General features: G+C 62.1%; 14 protein-coding genes. 9 read left to right on the top strand and 5 right to left on the bottom strand.

From position 1 onward, the window contains the following. Positions 1-87: 87 nt before the first annotated feature. The 9 genes from AAE029_RS35295 to AAE029_RS35255 all read left to right on the top strand — a co-directional run bounded on the left by AAE029_RS35295 (position 88) and on the right by AAE029_RS35255 (position 9,802). Entirely contained in the window at positions 88-1,551 is a 1,464-nt protein-coding gene (locus tag AAE029_RS35295) for an efflux transporter outer membrane subunit (RefSeq protein WP_371077610.1), read from the top strand. Between the two features lie 209 nt (positions 1,552-1,760). Further along, positions 1,761-2,243 (top strand): isoprenylcysteine carboxylmethyltransferase family protein, encoded by a 483-nt coding sequence (locus tag AAE029_RS35290; RefSeq protein WP_371077595.1) that lies wholly within the window; start codon positions 1,761-1,763, stop codon positions 2,241-2,243. A gap of 90 nt (positions 2,244-2,333) precedes the next feature. After that, positions 2,334-3,395, top strand: coding sequence for a LacI family DNA-binding transcriptional regulator (locus AAE029_RS35285; RefSeq protein WP_371077594.1), 1,062 nt, complete (start codon positions 2,334-2,336; stop codon positions 3,393-3,395). After that, positions 3,396-4,418, top strand: coding sequence for an ABC transporter substrate-binding protein (locus AAE029_RS35280; RefSeq protein ID WP_371077593.1), 1,023 nt, complete (start codon positions 3,396-3,398; stop codon positions 4,416-4,418). 50 nt (positions 4,419-4,468) lie between these two features. Then, positions 4,469-5,296: an ABC transporter permease gene (locus tag AAE029_RS35275; RefSeq protein ID WP_371077592.1), complete on the top strand. Its 828-nt coding sequence runs from the start codon at positions 4,469-4,471 to the stop codon at positions 5,294-5,296. Then, the gene (locus AAE029_RS35270; RefSeq protein ID WP_371077591.1) at positions 5,293-6,072 is read left to right on the top strand and encodes an ABC transporter permease; all 780 of its coding nucleotides are present in this window, start codon (positions 5,293-5,295) and stop codon (positions 6,070-6,072) included. The genes AAE029_RS35275 and AAE029_RS35270 overlap by 4 nt, the downstream gene beginning before the upstream one ends. Further along, the gene (locus AAE029_RS35265; protein WP_371077590.1) at positions 6,065-7,093 is read left to right on the top strand and encodes an ABC transporter ATP-binding protein; all 1,029 of its coding nucleotides are present in this window, start codon (positions 6,065-6,067) and stop codon (positions 7,091-7,093) included. Before AAE029_RS35270 ends, AAE029_RS35265 begins: the two co-directional genes overlap by 8 nt. Before the next feature lie 4 nt (positions 7,094-7,097). Next, on the top strand, positions 7,098-8,018 hold the full coding sequence (locus AAE029_RS35260) for a nucleoside hydrolase (protein WP_371077609.1): 921 nt from the start codon (positions 7,098-7,100) through the stop codon (positions 8,016-8,018). Positions 8,019-8,020: 2 nt separating this feature from the next. Beyond that, entirely contained in the window at positions 8,021-9,802 is a 1,782-nt protein-coding gene (locus AAE029_RS35255; RefSeq protein ID WP_371077608.1) for an adenine deaminase, read from the top strand. A 162-nt stretch (positions 9,803-9,964) separates the two neighbouring features. On the opposite strand, the gene AAE029_RS35250 is transcribed toward AAE029_RS35255, so the two are convergent. From AAE029_RS35250 to AAE029_RS35230, 5 genes are all read right to left on the bottom strand, one after another. After that, positions 9,965-11,470, bottom strand: a complete 1,506-nt coding sequence (locus tag AAE029_RS35250) for a tripartite tricarboxylate transporter permease (RefSeq protein WP_371077589.1) — start codon at positions 11,468-11,470, stop codon at positions 9,965-9,967. A 14-nt stretch (positions 11,471-11,484) separates the two neighbouring features. Then, complete coding sequence (locus AAE029_RS35245) at positions 11,485-11,946, bottom strand: tripartite tricarboxylate transporter TctB family protein (RefSeq protein WP_371077588.1); 462 nt, start codon at positions 11,944-11,946, stop codon at positions 11,485-11,487. Positions 11,947-12,170: 224 nt separating this feature from the next. Beyond that, positions 12,171-13,154: a tripartite tricarboxylate transporter substrate binding protein BugD gene (locus AAE029_RS35240; protein WP_371077587.1), complete on the bottom strand. Its 984-nt coding sequence runs from the start codon at positions 13,152-13,154 to the stop codon at positions 12,171-12,173. A 203-nt stretch (positions 13,155-13,357) separates the two neighbouring features. Beyond that, positions 13,358-14,734: a sigma-54-dependent transcriptional regulator gene (locus AAE029_RS35235; protein WP_371077586.1), complete on the bottom strand. Its 1,377-nt coding sequence runs from the start codon at positions 14,732-14,734 to the stop codon at positions 13,358-13,360. After that, entirely contained in the window at positions 14,731-16,578 is a 1,848-nt protein-coding gene (locus AAE029_RS35230) for an ATP-binding protein (RefSeq protein WP_371077585.1), read from the bottom strand. Before AAE029_RS35230 ends, AAE029_RS35235 begins: the two co-directional genes overlap by 4 nt. Positions 16,579-16,783 lie beyond the last annotated feature (205 nt).

Here is a 16,783-nt window from a genome sequence, read left to right as displayed (position 1 = left end):
GTTTTTGGCAAATAAAAAGCCGATCGCCGCCACACCATGATGGTGTGGGACGACCCTGATGAAACTTGGCGAATATAGGATAGAATGATGGTGTCCATTCGTATTGCTGCTCCCGCTCTCTTGCTGCTCCTTGCAGGCTGCGTAAGCGGGCCCAACCATACGCCTCCCGAAATGGCCTTGCCCGCGAAGTTCGGCGAAGGGGGCAAGAATAGCGCCGGTGATGTCACCAATGTTCAATGGTGGACGGCGTTCAACGACAGAATGCTGAATGGATATGTCAATACGGGTATCGGACAGAACCTCGACATCCAGCAGGCGCTAGAGCGGATCAACGCCGCCAATTCGAACGTGACGGTCGCCGGCGCTGGCGGGCTGCCGAGCCTCGTCGTCGGCGGTTCGCATACCGTAAGCGGACAGATGGGCAACCTCAGGACGACGGTCGGCGCAACGAACACGACGGCTGGCGACGTCAATGTCTCCTGGTTGCTCGATCTCTTCGGCCAATTCAGGCGCTCCAAGGAAAGCGCTATCTACTCGCTGGATGCCGCTTATGCATCCGCAGATGTAGCAAAGCTCGCCTTCCTTCAGGATCTCGCGTCGAGCTATATCGACGCCCGTTTCTTCCAGGAACGCATACAACTTTCGCGAGACAACCTGAAATCTCGGCGTGAAACGCTCCAGTTGACCCAGTTCCAGCTCGACGCGGGCGCCGCTTCGCGACTGGATGTCGTTCAGGCCGAGGGCCTCGTCTATCAGACCCTCTCGGAAATTCCGGGTCTCGAAACGAATTTCCGTGTGGCCGCCCACCACATCGCGACCTTGCTCGGATTGCCCGCCGACACGCTGGTGGCCGAGTTGCTGAAGGGTGCGCCTCAGCCTGTGGCTCGCATCAATCCGAAGTCCGGCGTTCCCGCCGACCTCATTCGCAACCGGCCGGACATCCGCCAGGCCGAGCGTAATCTTGCGGCTGCCGTCGCCAATATCGGCGTCGCTGAATCCCAGCTCTATCCGAGCATTTCGCTCAGCGGCGCAATTTCGCCCTCCATCGTCAACCGGGCTGGTAGCCCCGCCGGCGGCCTGACATCATGGTCGTTCGGCCCGACCCTCACGCTGCCGATCTTCGACGGCGGACGCCTGAGGGCCAATGTCGATATCGCGAATTCGGACGCCCGCACGCAGTATCTCGCCTGGAAGGCCACGGTGCTGAACGGCATCGAAGAAACGGAAAACGCCCTTTCGGCTCTCCGCCGCGATCAGGCGACCGTCGATGCGCTTCGCTCGCAGGTCAAGTCCAGCCAGGAAGCGCTTGAGCTCTCGACGGCAAGCTACCGCGATGGCGCCTCCTCCCTGCTCGACGTCCTGGATGCCCAGCGCAACGTTTCCGATGCGCAGGCAAGCCTTGCCCAGGCCGTGCAGCAGCAGGCGAAGGACTATGTCTCGCTCATGGTTGCAATCGGCGGCGGCTACTCTCCGGTCACGCCGAACCAGGTTCCGGTTCCCGTTCCCTATGCGGCACCAAGGGGCGCAGCCGTCATGCCGGTCAAATCCTGAGCTAATCCTTAGTCTCGTTACCAACGCCGCGATCCGTCGCGGCGTTTTTGTTTGTTCGGCGCAAAAATCAGCATGACGAGCAGTGTCGGCCGAGATTTCAGGTCGGATCGGCCCGAAATCTGAATCCGCCTTTCGCGCCTGCCTGCCTTCAAATCTCTTTCGAAGGGACGTAAACTCCCGCCGTGTGGAGCGGATTGGACGACGGTGGCATGAACGGGGCGTCCGGAAATTTGCGCGACAGTTCAGGAGCGGTTGTCCGGCCGCCGATCGTATGGGCGCTGGCAGTCATCGCCGGGCTCGTCCTCGACCGGCTCTATCCCCTGCCGCTCCTGCCGGCGTCGATGTCGGCCCGCTGGCTTGGTGGCATCGTGTTCCTCGCCGGCCTGGCGCTGCTGATCTGGGCCGCGACGACCTTCCGCCGCGCCGGGACGCAGATCCCGACCACCCAGCCGACGACGACGATCGTGGACGAAGGCCCCTACCGCTTCACGCGTAACCCTATCTACACCGGCATGTTCCTCGGCCTCATCGGTTTTGCCATCGCCTTCAACAGCCTGTGGCTCATCATCCTGTTGGTGCCGTTCTATCTCATCATCCGCTACGGCGTGGTCGCCCGCGAGGAGGCCTATCTCGAGCGGAAGTTCGGTGACGTCTATCTCTCCTACAAGGCCCGTGTCAGGCGGTGGCTGTAGCGAGAAAAGTCAGGTCTCGGCCAGTTTCGATTCGACAAGCGGGAACGACTGTTGTAGATCTTGATTAAACGATTAATCAATTCTTGATCAATGGCTATTACCCGCCCTGGCCCCAACCTCAGCAGGATTGCGAACTCGCTCGGCGTGTCGATTGCGACTGTGTCCAACGCGCTTTCCGGCAAGGGCCGCGTTTCGGCCGAACTCGTGGAAAAGATCCGCAATCATGCGGCCGAGCTCGGCTATGTGCCAAGCCAGGCCGGACGCGCACTACGCACAGGTCGTAGCGGAGTCCTCGGCCTCGTCCTGCCCGACATAGCCAACCCGCTCTTTCCGAAGATTGCACAGGCCATTGAATTTGCGGCGGCAACGTCAGGCTACGGCGTGCTCATCGCCGATTCCCGCGGCGACATCACCATGCAGACCGAAGCAATCCATCGCCTGCTGGAGCGTGATGTGGACGGCATGGTGGTCGTACCACGACGCGGCACGCGCATCGCCGACGTTGGTTGCCCGGTCGCGGTGATCGACACGCCCTCGACACCCGGAAACACCGTTTCCGCTGATCATTGGCAGGCCGGACAGCAGATCGCCAATCATCTGGCGGACCTCGGCCATAAGCGGATCCTTCTGATCGGCAACAATCCGGAATCGAACGTTCAGAACGACCGCATCGGCGGCATCAAATCCGCATTGCGCCCCGGCATGCGCTCCGAAACACTCTGGATCGAGAAGCTTGAACAACGACTTGGTTGCGGATGCCCGCTCGGGCTTGCGCAAAAGGCGCGAGAAGGATTTACGGCCTTTGCCGCGCTTTCCGACCTCCAGGCACTCCGTGCGCTGACCGACCTGCAGCAGGCCGGCATCAGCGTGCCGGATTGTGCAAGCGTTACCGGTTTCGACGATCTCATCTGGTCCCCCGTCGTCACACCGGCATTGACGACGATGCGCATGGATGTGGCTGTTATCGCCGAAATCGCGGTCTCGGCGCTCCTGCGTGCGATCGCAAACCGGGGTGCTGTGACGACAAAGGGCAAGGATCCGTCGATTGTTACCGCCGGCGTCTCCAAGGTGCCGATGCAGCTCATCATCCGCCAATCGTCGGGACGCGCTCCCTCAGACAAGGCAGACACAACAAAAAATGGAACACGCTGAATGAAGAAAATTCTACTGATCTCGGCCGCAGTGACTTTGCTCCCGGCTTTCGGCGCACAGGCGGAAGAACGGACATTGACGATCTCCGTCTACAGCTTCGCTCAGGATGACTTCAAGACGCTGGTCTATGACCCTTTCGAGGCGAAGTGCGGCTGCAAGATCGTTGTCGAAACCGGCAACAGCGTCGAGCGTCTCGCCAAGATGCAAGAAAACAAGGCCAATCCGGTCGTCGACATGGCAGTGGTTTCCATGGCGGATGCGCTTTCCGCGTCGCGCAAGGGCCTGATCGAAAAAATCGACACTGGCAAGCTCGGCAATTTCGACAAGCTCTACGATATTGCCAAGGATCCGAATGGCGACGGCATGAGCGTCGGCTATACCTTCTATGCGACCTCGATCGTCTATCGCCCCGACAAGATGAAGATTGATTCCTGGGGCGATCTGCTCAAGCCCGATATCATCGGCCACGTCGCCTTCCCGAATGTCACCACCACCCAGGGTCCGCCCGCGCTCTACATGCTCGGCCTGGCGCTCGGCAAGGATACGCCGGATCTCGGCGCCCCCCTTGCAGCGCTCGGCGAGAAAAGGGACGACATCGTCACCTTCTATGAAAAGTCCTCCCAGCTCGTTCAGCTGATGCAGCAGGAGGAAATCTGGGCAGCACCCATCGGCCGCTTCTCCTGGTCGGGTTTCAAGAAGCTCGATGTCCCCGTCGCCTGGGCCACGCCAAAGGAAGGCCAGACCGGCGGCATGAACGTGATGGTCATCACCAAGGGTTCGAAGAACCAGGATCTGGCGCTGCAATTCATGGATTTCTGGCTATCGACGGAAGTCCAGACCAGGCTCGCCGAAAAGCTGATCGACAGCCCCGCCAACAAGGAGGTCAAACTCTCGCCCGAGATTGCCGAAAGCCTGACCTACGGTCAGGATACAGCCAAGAGCCTGAAGCTCATTCCCTCCGCTGTCGCGCTCGACAACCGCGAGGCATGGCTTTCGGAATGGAACGCCAAGGTCGCCCAATAGCGCATCAATATCGTAACCCCGACATTCCAATACGCCCGAAAGGCGATTTCATGTTTCAGAACCGTGCTGAAGCCTTGGCACTCGCGCTGCCGGCCGCAGCTTTCGCCAGCGTGGTGTTTCTGGCGCCTGTCGTCATTCTGCTTTCGGAAGGCTTTCGCTCCAGCACCGGCTGGAGCCTGTCGGCCTATGTCGACTTCTTCTCGCACGCCCTTAACAGGACCGTCTTCCTGCGTAGCCTGCGTCTCGCCTTGGAGGTGACCGCCGTTTCCGCGATCGTCGGCTATGCTGCAGCGCTCGCGATCGTCAATCTGCCACCCAGGGGCAAGGGGCGCATCATCGGTCTTGTAGTCCTACCGCTGATGATATCGCCGGTCGCCCGCACCTATGCCTGGATCGTCATTCTCGGCCGTACCGGCATCGTCAACAAGGCGCTGACGGGGCTCGGTCTCAGCGACGAACCGGTCCGCCTGCTCTTTACCGAAATCGCCGTCTTCATCGGTCTTCTACAGCTCTTTCTGCCGTTGATGATCCTCTCGCTGATCAGCGCGCTTGAGAACATGCCAAAGGATGCGGTGCCGGCGGCGCGCGTGCTCGGCGCAAACTGGCTCCAGGTCTTCTGGAAGGTGATCTTGCCCCTGACGAGAGAAGGACTGGTGATCGGCGGCACTCTGGTCTTCACCGGCTCGCTGACGGCCTATATCACGCCCGCAATCCTTGGCGGCTCCAAGGTGCTGATGCTGGAGACGCTGCTCTATCAGCAGGTCTCGGTCAAGAGCGACTTCATTTCGGCGAGCGTCATCGCTTTCATCCTGATCGTGATGAGCTTTGCCGCCAACATTCTGCTCAAACGGCTTGCTACCGCGAGGAACCGGCGATGAGTTCACGCATTTTTTCGCCGCTCGTACTTCTTCTCGTCATCGGCTTCCTGATCGGTCCTTTCCTGATCATCGTCGCGGCGGCGCTTTCGGCCGGCGACACACTCGCCTTCCCGCCGCAGGGTCTCTCGCTGAAGTGGATCGCCAAGGTCTTCACCATCGAAAGCTTCCGTGACAGCTTCGTCATGTCGATGTTCCTTGCAGTGGGTGGGACGGCCGCCGCGCTCATCCTCGGCATACCCGCCTCCTATGCGCTCTCGCGCTACCGGCTGCCTTTCGGCAATGCAGTCAGCACTGTCGTCTCCCTGCCGGTCATCGTCCCGGGAATCATCGTGGGCCTAGCGCTCCTGCGCTATCTTGTCGTTCCCCTCGGTTTCGATATGACGCTTGCGCTCTTTCTCGCCCATACCGCGCTGGTCCTGCCCTATGCGGTCCGGGTCGTCTCGGCAAGCCTCGCCAATCTGCGCTCCGACATGGAGGAGGCTGCCGTGCTGCTCGGCTCATCGCGACTTGGCGCCTTCTTCCGCGTGGTCATGCCGAATATACGCGGCGGCATCCTCGCCGCCTTTATTCTCGGCTTCGTCACCAGCTTCAATCAGGTGCCGGTCTCGCTCTTCCTGTCCGGTCCTGGGGTCCGCACGCTGCCGATCGACATGCTGGGCTACATGGAAACCACCTACGACCCCTCCGTCGCAGCCCTTTCGGCGCTGCTCGCCTTCCTGTCGATCGGCGTCGTTTTCCTCGCCGAACGCTTTCTTGGATTTTCTCGTTATGTCTGATGCGTCCTATCTCAGCCTCGACAAGCTGACGCTCGCCTATGGCGACACGGTTGCTGTCAAGGATCTCGATCTTGCGATCGGCAGGGGTGAGCTGATCGCCCTGCTCGGCCCTTCCGGCTGCGGCAAGACGACGACGATGCGCTCGATCGCCGGTCTGATGCGTCCGGCTTCCGGCCGCATCCGTCTCGACGGCGCCGATATCACCCGCGTCCCGGCCAACAGGCGCGCCGTCGGCCTGGTCTTTCAGTCCTACGCACTCTTCCCGCATCTTACCGTCTTCGAAAATGTCGCCTTCGGGCTGCGGCTCAAGGGCATCGGCGGAAGCGATCTTGAAACCCGCGTCGGCTCCGGCCTCAAATCGGTTGGCCTTTCGGCTTTCGCAGCGCGCAAGCCGGGCGAATTGTCCGGCGGTCAGCAACAGCGCGTAGCGCTCGCCCGCTCTATGGTGATGGAACCGAAGGTGCTGCTGCTCGACGAGCCGCTCTCCAATCTCGATGCGCGGCTGCGGCTGGAGATGCGCACCGAGCTTCAGCGCGTGCAGAAGGAAAGCGGCGTCACCATGATCTTCGTGACCCACGACCAGGTCGAAGCACTTGCGCTCGCCGACCGCATCGTCGTCATGCTCAACGGTCGCATCGAACAGATCGGCACGCCGGAGGATATCTACAATCGGCCGGTTTCCGCCTTCGTCGCCGATTTCGTCGGTTTCGAGAATGTGTTCGCGCTGGAGGGCGGCAGGCTGCGGACAACGGGCGGACCGGTCGAGCTGGCAGTGCCGGCGCCACCAGATGCGGCGGGCCTCGCCTGGCGGCCACGCATGGTCAACCTTGGCTCAGGTCCCTTCCAGGGTACAGTGCGCGGCACTTCCTTTGCCGGCAACAGCCGCGAATATCTCCTCGACACACCGCTCGGGCCGATCAAGGCCGAGGTCGACGCTGGGCTGCCGCCCCATGGCATCGGCAGCACGCTCGCCTTCGATCTTCCCGTCGGCGCCGCCGCATCGCTCTCAAGGTTCGGGTGACGGCATGGGCATCTGGATCGACACCGACATGGGGTTCGACGATATCGCGGCCATTCTGGTGGTCACGCATTCGGCCCTCGCAATAGACGGCGTCTCACTCGTCTTCGGCAATGCGCCGTTACCGCAGGTACGCGCGAACGCCGCGGGAGCCGCAAAGGCCTTCAATTGGCGCTTTCCGTTTCACACCGGCCGCGCCATGCCCGTCCTCGGCCGGATGGAAACGGCGCAGGCCATTCTCGGTGAAAGCGGTATCGCGACCATCGGAAAAAGCCTGCCGGACGCGCCGGAACAGGTGGAAAGCGACGCTTTTTCCGCGCTCTGCGAATGGCTGGAAGAGGACGGCGCGCACCGGATCCTCGCGCTCGGCCCCTTGACGAATATCGCAGCACTCGCACTTGCCCGACCGGATCTTGCCGCCCGCATCACCGATCTCACCTGGATGGGTGGCGGCGTCACTTTCGGGAACCACACGGCTTCCGCGGAATTCAATGCCTTTGCCGATCCGGAAGCGCTGGCAATCGTGCTTGCCCATGGCCTGCCGCTGCGCATGGTCGATCTCGACATCTGCCGCAAGGTACAGGCAGCACCTGCGGATATCGAACCGGTCCGACAGGCGGGCGGGCCGAACGCGGAGATGCTGGCAGACATGCTCGCAGGATATATCCAGATCGCGACGAGCCGGGGCCGACCAGCCATGGCCCTTTACGACCCGACGGCAGCCGCTGCCTTCACCATGCCGGATCTCGTCACCTACCGCTCCGCGCGCATCGATGTGGAGCTCTACGGACAGCACACGCGCGGACGCACGGTGATCGAAACCCGCGCCAGCCATGGAACCTTCAATGCGCAATTTGCCGCCGATATCGACGCGGACAGGGCGCACGCCATCATTCTTGGAGCGCTTGTGAAAGAGGCCAGCCGATGATCATGAAAGCTCTCCCGGAACCCTCCGATCTCCATGATCCGCAGCTCAGAAGCCGTGCTGTCGAGGCAGCCAGAGGCGATCAACCCTTTGATGTGCTGATCACCGGCGGCCTCCTGGCCGATATGGTGACCGGACAGATCCGTACAGCCGACATCGGCCTTGTCGGGCCGCTCATCGCCAGCGTCCATCCGCAAGGCGAAAGGCGGAATGCGCTGCAGACGATCGATGCCGCCGGCTGCATCATAACTCCGGGCCTGATCGATACCCATATGCATGTCGAAAGTTCCCTCGTCACCCCGGCCGCATACGCAGAAGCCGTGCTGGCACGCGGCGTGACGACGATCGTCTGGGATCCGCATGAATTCGGCAATGTCCATGGGCTGGACGGCGTTCGCTGGGCCGCCGAAGCGGCCGCGCTCCTGCCGCTGCGAACCATCCTGCTAGCGCCCTCCTGCGTGCCTTCGGCACCTGGCCTGGAATGCGCGGGCGCCGATTTCGACACTTCAGCAATGACCAAAATGCTTCGATGGCCCGAAATCGGCGGCATTGCCGAGGTGATGAACATGCGCGGCGTCATCGACGGCGATCCGCGCATGCGCGCCATCGTCAATGCCGGTCTCGCCTCCGGAAAGCTCGTCTGCGGCCATGCGCGGGGTCTCGAAGGCGCCGATCTGCAGGCCTTCATTGCAACCGGCATTACATCGGACCACGAATTGACCTCCGGCGCCGATCTCCTGGCAAAGCTCTCGGCCGGCCTGACGATCGAACTGCGCGGCTCGCATGATCATCTGCTGCAGGAGTTCGTCGAGGTGCTGAACGCGCTCGGCCACCTGCCCTCCACGATAACGCTCTGCACCGACGACGTCTTTCCCGACGAGCTTCACCACCAGGGCGGCCTCGATGACGTGGTCCGCCGCCTCATCCGCTATGGCATGCGTCCGGAATGGGCGCTCCGGGCCGCTACCTTGAATGCGGCGCAGCGGCTGGGGCGAACAGATCTCGGCCTGATCGCCCCCGGCCGGCGCGCCGATATCGTGCTCTTCGAAGACCTGAAGGAATTCAAGACCCGAAAGGTCATCGCAAACGGCCGCCTGATTGCTGAAGACGGCGAACTGCGGATACCGCTGCCCCGTCTGGATCCGGACCCCTTGCGCAATTCCGTGAAGCTGTCGCAGCTTTCGGAAAATGATTTTCGCGTTCCCGCCAAGGATGGCCGGGTACGGGTAGCAACGATCGACCGCCCGCGCTTCACGCAATGGGGCGAAATCGATGCGGTGGCAAGCGGTGGGTTTGTCATTCCACCGGTGGGAACAACAATGATCGCCGTCGCCCACCGCCATGGTCGGGCCGATGGCCAGCCGCGCGTCGGCTTTCTCACCGGTTGGGGCAAATGGCACGGCGCCTTCTGTACGACGGTCTCCCATGACAGCCACAATCTGACCGTCTTCGGCGGCAACCCGCGCGATATGGCCGTTGCCGCCAATGCCGTGATCGCCGCCGGTGGCGGGATGGCGGTCGCCTCCGATGGCAAAATCGACGCCATCCTGCCGCTGCCGGTTTCAGGCCTGGTCACCGATGCATCGCTTGCCGAGGCCGCTTCCGCCTTCCAATCCATCCGTACGGCGATGGACAAGGTCGTCGATTGGAAACCGCCCTATCTCGTCTTCAAGGCCTGCTTCGGCGCCACCCTCGCCTGCAATGCGGGACCACACCAGACCGATCGCGGCATTGCCGATGCAGTTACGGGTAGATTGCTGGAAAGTCCTGTTTTGGGAGTGCTTTAGCCCCGAGAGAGCCCCCTCACCCTGCCCTCTCCCCGAGGGGGAGAGGGAGCGACGGAGCCAGCCGCAAACTCCCCTTCTCCCCAGCGGGGTCGGATGAGGGGGTTTCGCCGAACGGCACTGTCCTTCGCTTGCGCTTCGAACATTCGCCGCGAACTCCCCTTCTCACGCCTCCTCCACAAAAACCTCTTCGCGCTTCGCCCTGACGCTCGGCAGGAAGACGATGACCAGCACGGCGGCGGCGATCGCGAGAAGGATGGCGCTGATCGGCCGTGTGACGAAGGTCGTCGGATCGCCGCGGGACAGGATCATGGCGCGTCGGAGGTTTTCCTCGAGCAGCGGCCCGAGCACGAAACCGAGCAGCAGCGGCGCCGGCTCGCATCTGAGCTTCACCAGCACGTAGCCGATGAGGCCGAAGAAGGCGACAGCGTAGAGATCATAGACGTTCGCGTTGACGCTGTAGACCCCGATCGAGCAGAAGGCCATGATGATCGGGAAGAGCACATAGTAAGGCACCGTCAGAAGCTTCACCCAGAGCCCGATCAGCGGCAGGTTGAGGACGACCAGCATCAGATTGCCGATCCACATCGAGGCGATGATGCCCCAGAAGAGCGCCGGCTGTTCCGAAGCGACGTTCGGTCCCGGCACGATGCCCTGAATGATCATTGCTCCGATCATCAGCGCCATGACGGGATTGGCGGGAATGCCGAGCGTCAGCAGCGGAATGAAGGACGTCTGCGCCCCGGCATTATTGGCCGATTCCGGACCGGCGACGCCCGCGATCGCACCCTTGCCGAATTCCTCGGGTGTCTTCGACATGCGCTTTTCGACCGTATATGAGGCGAAGGAAGCAAGAATCGCGCCGCCGCCCGGCAGGATCCCGAGCGCAGAGCCTATGACCGTGCCGCGCACGATCGGCGCGATCATGCGCTTGAACTCCTCCCGCGACGGCATCAACCCGCTGACTTTCGCCATCAGCACGGTGCGGGTCTTCTCGCCTTCGAGATTGCGCAGGATTTCGGCGATGCCGAAGACGCCGACGGCGAGCGCCACGAAATTCAGCCCGTCCGCATATTCGCGGATGCCGAGCGTGAAGCGCGGTGTCCCGGTATAGATATCCGTGCCGACGAGGCCGAGCAGCAGGCCAAGTGCCACCATCGCCAACGCCTTGACGACCGAGCCGTGGGCGAGCGCGACGGACGAGACCAGCCCGACGACCATCAGCGAGAAATATTCCGCCGATCCGAATTTCAATGCGATCTCGGTCAAGGGCGGCGCGAAAATCGCGACGAGAAAGGTCGAGACCGTGCCGGCAAAGAACGAGCCTAGCGCGGCGATGGCGAGCGCCGCGCCGGCCCTTCCCTTGCGGGCCATCTGGTAGCCGTCGATCGCCGTCACGGCGGACGAGGATTCGCCCGGCATGTTGATCAGGATCGCGGTCGTCGAGCCGCCATATTGTGCGCCGTAATAGATGCCGGCCAGCATGATCAAGGACGAGACCGGTTCGAGCTGGAAGGTGATCGGCAGCAGCATCGCGATCGTCGCAGTCGCGCCGATGCCGGGCAGAACGCCGATCAGCGTGCCGAGCAGAACGCCGATCAGGCAGAAGAGCAAGTTTGCCGGAGTAGCCGCCGTGGCAAAGCCGAGCGCGAGATTACTGAAAAGGTCCATGGCGATCTCCTAATCTAGAACCGCACCCAGGGTCCGAAGCGCTCGAACGGCAGGCCGAGACCGTAGCTGAAGACCGCGATCGAGAAGACCGTCAGCAGCAGCGACAGAATGATCGCATAGATCACGTTCATCCTGCGCGATGCGAAGCAGGCGATGAAAGCGGTCACGAACAGAGCCGGCGCGAAACCGAGGCCGCGCACCGTCAGCCCGAAGAAAACCGGCGCCGGCAGGATGAAGAGCATGCCGCGCCAGGCGAACGGCTCGATCGGCTCGCCCTCGACGCGGACGGCCTGAACGAGAATGATCGCGCCGAGAAGAACGAGCACGCCCGAGAGCAGCAGCGGAAAATAACCGGGCCCCATGCGCAGCGTTGTGCCGAGGTCAAGTCCCAGCGATTGAATGGCAAAAAAGAGGCCGGTCGCGACGAAGAGGGCCCCGCAGATCGCATTGGTGGTGTCGAATGTGATGGATTTCATGTTGTCTCCGTAGAGCTGGAGATTTGATCCAGGCGCGCAGGCCCCTCATCCGCCCTGTCGGGCACCTTCTCCCCGCAAACGGGGAGAAGGAGACTCGCGGCACCAGCTCGTAACCGTTCAGCATACTACGATGTGACAAAAAATCCGATTGCAGGCTTGGGGCACGTCCCCTCTCCCCGCAGGCGGGGAGAGGGTTAGGGTGAGGGGCGAATCCTGTCGTAAACTCAGTCCGCATATTCCCCGGCAGCGTCGATCACCGGCTTCCAGCGCGCGATCTCGCTTTCGAGCTTGGCTTTCAGGGCTGCCGGTGTCGCATCGGCTTCCGACGAGGGCGCTGTGCCGAGTTCGGCGAAACGTGCAACGACGTTCGGATCCTTGAGGGCGAGCTGCAGCGATTTCGACAGGCGCTCGTTGATCTCAGCCGGCGTACCCTTCGGCGTATAGATGCCGTGCCAAATGCCGACCTCAAAGCCCGGGAGACCGGCTTCGACCGCTGTCGGGATATCCTTCAGGACGTCGAGCCGCTTGGGCGAGGTCACGGCATAGGCCTTGACCGTGCCGCCCTGGATCTGCTTCGTCGTGTTGGTCGTCTGGTCGCACATGATATCGACCTGGCCACCGAGAAGATCGGTCATGGCCGGTCCCGTTCCCTTGTATGGAACGGTGGTGAGCTGCGTCTGGATAGCGCTCATGAGCATCATGCCGCAGAGATGCGAGGCAGCACCGATGCCTGCGTTGGCGACGGTCACGGTGTCCTTGTTCGCCTTGACATAGTCGATCAGGCCCTTGAGATCGTTGGGCTCGAAATCCTTGCGAGCGATGATCGTCATCGGCACCTCGGTGACGAGGCCGACATATTCGAAGGCGTTCAGCGTGTCATAGGCAAGCTTGCGATAGAGCGTGGCGCTGGTTGCCATGCCGATATGATGCAGAAGGACGGTATAGCCATCCGGATCGGCGGAAGCAACGCGGCCTGCACCGAGTGTGCCGCCGGCACCGCCGACATTCTCGACGATGATTTGCTGGCCAAGATCCTTCGACATGGATTCAGCGACGAGGCGTGCGACGGTATCCGTTGGCCCACCGGCGGAAAAGGGCACGACCATGGTAATCGTACGCTCGGGATAGGTCTGGGCGGATGCAGCGGCGGCAAAGAGCGAAACGGCAGCAACAGCCGTCACGCCAAGCATGGCTTTCAGAATTTTCATCGATTCCTCCCTGATGAAAATACAAGAACTCGCCGGCGCACTCCTTCGCGCCGGTCGGAATGAGCCATTAGCGGCACGCCATGAAAAGCATCGCAATCACGGCAAGCCGCGACGCTTCCTTTTTATGACAAAGTGCAGCGCAGCATGGGTGGATTGGGAAACAAAGGCAGCAATCGATGGGTGGAAATCCACCCATAGGCGGCTCAAGGCTCGCCGCCCTCCTCCCCGGCTGAAAGCTCCGCTGCCATGACTTTCTTGTCCAGCCCGTATTTCTGCATCTTCTCGTAGAGCGTCTTTCGCGAGATGCCGAGCGATTCATAGACAGGACGCAGACTGCCTCCATGGGCGATCAGCGCGCTGGCGATCACGCCGCGCTCGAATTCCGCGACCCGGTCGGCAAGACCCATAGCCTCGCGGTCGCCGGATGCCGTAAGCCGGCCGTTACCGCCATCAAGACCCAGCACGAAGCGGTCGGCAGCGTTGCGCAGCTCGCGAACATTGCCCGGCCAGTCCCTCTGGGCGATGTCCGAGATCAGCTCTGGCGGCACCTTCATGTCGTCACGACCGTAGCGAGCGACGGCTTCGCGTACGAGCTGGAGAAAGAGAAGCGGAATATCGGCACGGCGCTGCGCCAGCGATGGCACATGCAGCGTCACCACATTCAGTCGATAGAGAAGATCCGCACGGAAGCGGCCGACCGCGACCTCCGCCTCGAGATCGACCTTGCTGGTTGCAATGAAGCGCACGTCGAGCGGCACGGTTTCGTTGGAGCCGAGGCGTGTGATCACCCTCTCCTGCAGCACCCGCAGGAACTTCGCTTGCAGGTCGATCGGCATGGAGCCGATCTCGTCCAGCAGGATCGTGCCGCCGCGGCCATGCTCGAACTTGCCGTATCGTGGTCGCAGCGCCCCGGGAAAGGCGCCCGCCTCGTGGCCGAAAAGCTCGCTCTCGATCAGGTTTTCCGGAAGGGCGGCGCAGTTGATCGCGATGAACGGCCGGCTCGCCCGGCCGCTGATGTCGTGCAGCGCACGCGCCACCACCTCCTTGCCCGCCCCCGTCTCGCCGACGATCAGGGTGTCGGCGTCGCTCGCTCCGATCGCCCGGATGCGGTAGCGCAGATCGACCATGATCTGCGTGCGCCCGGGCAACCGCGCCTCGATATCATCGCGCTTGCCGGCAACCGCCCGCAGCAACCGGTTTTCAAGAACGAGATTGCGCCTATCCTGTGCACGGCGGATAACGCCCGCCAGCAGTTGCGGCGTGAAAGGCTTCTCGATGAAGTCGTAAGCACCCTCGCGCATCGCCTTGACCGCGAGTTGCACGTCCCCATGGCCCGTGACGAGAATGACCGGCACCTCGGAATCGACCTCGCGGATCTTCTGCAGCAGGGTCATGCCATCCATGCCGGGCATGCGGATATCGCTGACAACGACACCCGCGAAGCTGTAGCCGATAAGCTCGAGCACATGGTCGGCATTGGAAAAGGTCTCGACATCGAAACCGGAAAGCTCCAGCGCCTGGGCGGTCGACCGGCGCAATTCCTCCTCGTCGTCGACCAGCAGGATCTTCTGCCCGTTCATTCTGCCGCCTCCGGCATGGCATCACGCTCGGCATCGAGCTCGATGCGGAAGACGGCGCCGCCGTCTGGATGATTCGATACGCTAAGGTTTCCGCCGAAATCCTTGATGATGTTATAGGAAATCGAAAGCCCGAGACCGAGGCCCTTGCCGACGCCCTTCGTCGTGAAGAAGGGATCAAAGATACGCTCGGCAATTGCCGCCGGCACGCCGGGCCCATGATCCCGCACGGTCAGTATCACCTTGCCATCCTCCTCATGCGCCTTCATCTCGACGCGCCGATCATCGAGCCCCTCGACCGCGTCGGCGGCATTGGAGATCACATTGACCAGGACCTGCTGCAGACGAACCGAGCCGGCGCGCACTACGGGCGGCTTGTCGCCGAGATCCAGCGTCAGTTCCGCATCCGCCGCCGTCAGCCTCCAGGCGATGATCTCCAGCGTATCGCGGATCGCCTCGTCAAGCGGCACCGGTCCAAGTTTTTCATTGGGCTTGCGGGCAAAATTGCGCAGATGCCGGCTGATCTGCGCCATGCGGTCGATCAGCCCGGATATCCGCTGGATATTGTCGCGCGCCTCTCCGAGCCGGCCGCGGTCGATCAGGATCGCCGCATTGTCGGAATAGGTCTTCGCCGCCGCGAGGGGCTGATTGAATTCATGCGAGAGTGCCGCCGACATCTGTCCGAGACCGGCAAGCTTGCCGGCCTGGATGAGATCGGCCTGCGTCCGGCGCAATTGCTGTTCCGTCTGACGCCGTTCGGCGATCTCCTCCTCGATGCGGCTGTTGACACGGGCGAGATCGGCAGTGCGCTCCTCGACGCGGCGTTCCAGCTCGTTGCGCGCTTCAGCCTGCAGCAACATGCGTTCGTTGAGCCGCATGCGGCGCTGCCGGATGACGGCGATCGCCAGTCCAGCGATGCAAAGGAAGAGGAAGGCCGCGGCAAGTGCGGTGCGCGCCTGTGTGCGGATCGATCCCGTGTCCATCAGCACGTTCACCGTCCAGTCTTCGGCCGGCATGTAATGGGAAAGGACGAGATATTCCTTCTGAACACCGCCATCGGCAATCGTCATCACCGTGTGGTCCTCGAACCGGCCGCGCGTGACCGGCAGGGCCGTCAATTCCGCATTGGCATAGCGGCGCGAGGCGGCAGTGCGCGTCAGGCGGTCCGGTGTCAGCGGCAGGATGGCGCCATAGAGCCATTCTGGACTGCCGGTCATGAAAATAATCCCTTCCGGATCGGAAACGAAGATCTTGTATTCGCCGCCGCTCCACGAGGCCTCGATCGCGTCGATATCCACCTTGAAGACGATGACACCACGAATGTCCTCCTCCACCAGAACCGGCGAGGCGAAATAATAGCCGCGCTTCAGCGATGTCGTACCAAGCGCATAGAAGCGCGATTGCCGCCCCTCGACGGCGTCCTGGAAATAGGGCCGGTAACTGAAATTCTCGCCGACGAAACTGCTCGGCTGGTCGTAGTTGCTTGCCGCGATGGTCTCGCCGTCCGGACGGATGACATAGATGTCGGAGGATTTCAGCAGCGCGTTGATCTCTTTGAGATAAATGTTGGCCGCATCGCGCAGGCGGCGGTCATCGGGGAAGCGGACGAGATCCTTGATGTTCTCGTGGTCGGCGATCAGTGCCGGCAGCGCCTCGTATCGGTTGAGATGGCCGCTGAGCGCAGAGACCGCGAGGCGAAGCGCCGTACCGGCCTGGCCGGCAGCCTCGTTCATATAGGCGCGCGTCGCAAAGGTCCCGCCATAAAAGAAGAGGCCGACGGCAACGACCGGCAACAGGCAGAAGGCCAGCAGGAAACGATATTTTGAAAGCAGCCCGGATTCCTCCATCCCCTGGCCTCCACTCCCCCGGAAGCACAACTTTTGGCGCGCCAAGTCTAAAGAGGGTGGAAGGGATTTCCAAGGGCCACCTTATCGCCCGTGTTTTTCAATTCCTCCTGGGATTGCTGCGCGCCACCGGCGCGCAGCATGACTTTGATTTCAAGCCTGGAGGAAAGCGAGAACGTCGGCGTTGAACTGGTCCGACTGCGTCTGG

This window comes from Sinorhizobium sp. CB7 (genome assembly GCF_041357635.1).
In the GTDB taxonomy this organism is placed as follows: domain Bacteria; phylum Pseudomonadota; class Alphaproteobacteria; order Rhizobiales; family Rhizobiaceae; genus Rhizobium.
This window is presented reverse-complemented; position numbering and strand designations above follow the sequence as displayed.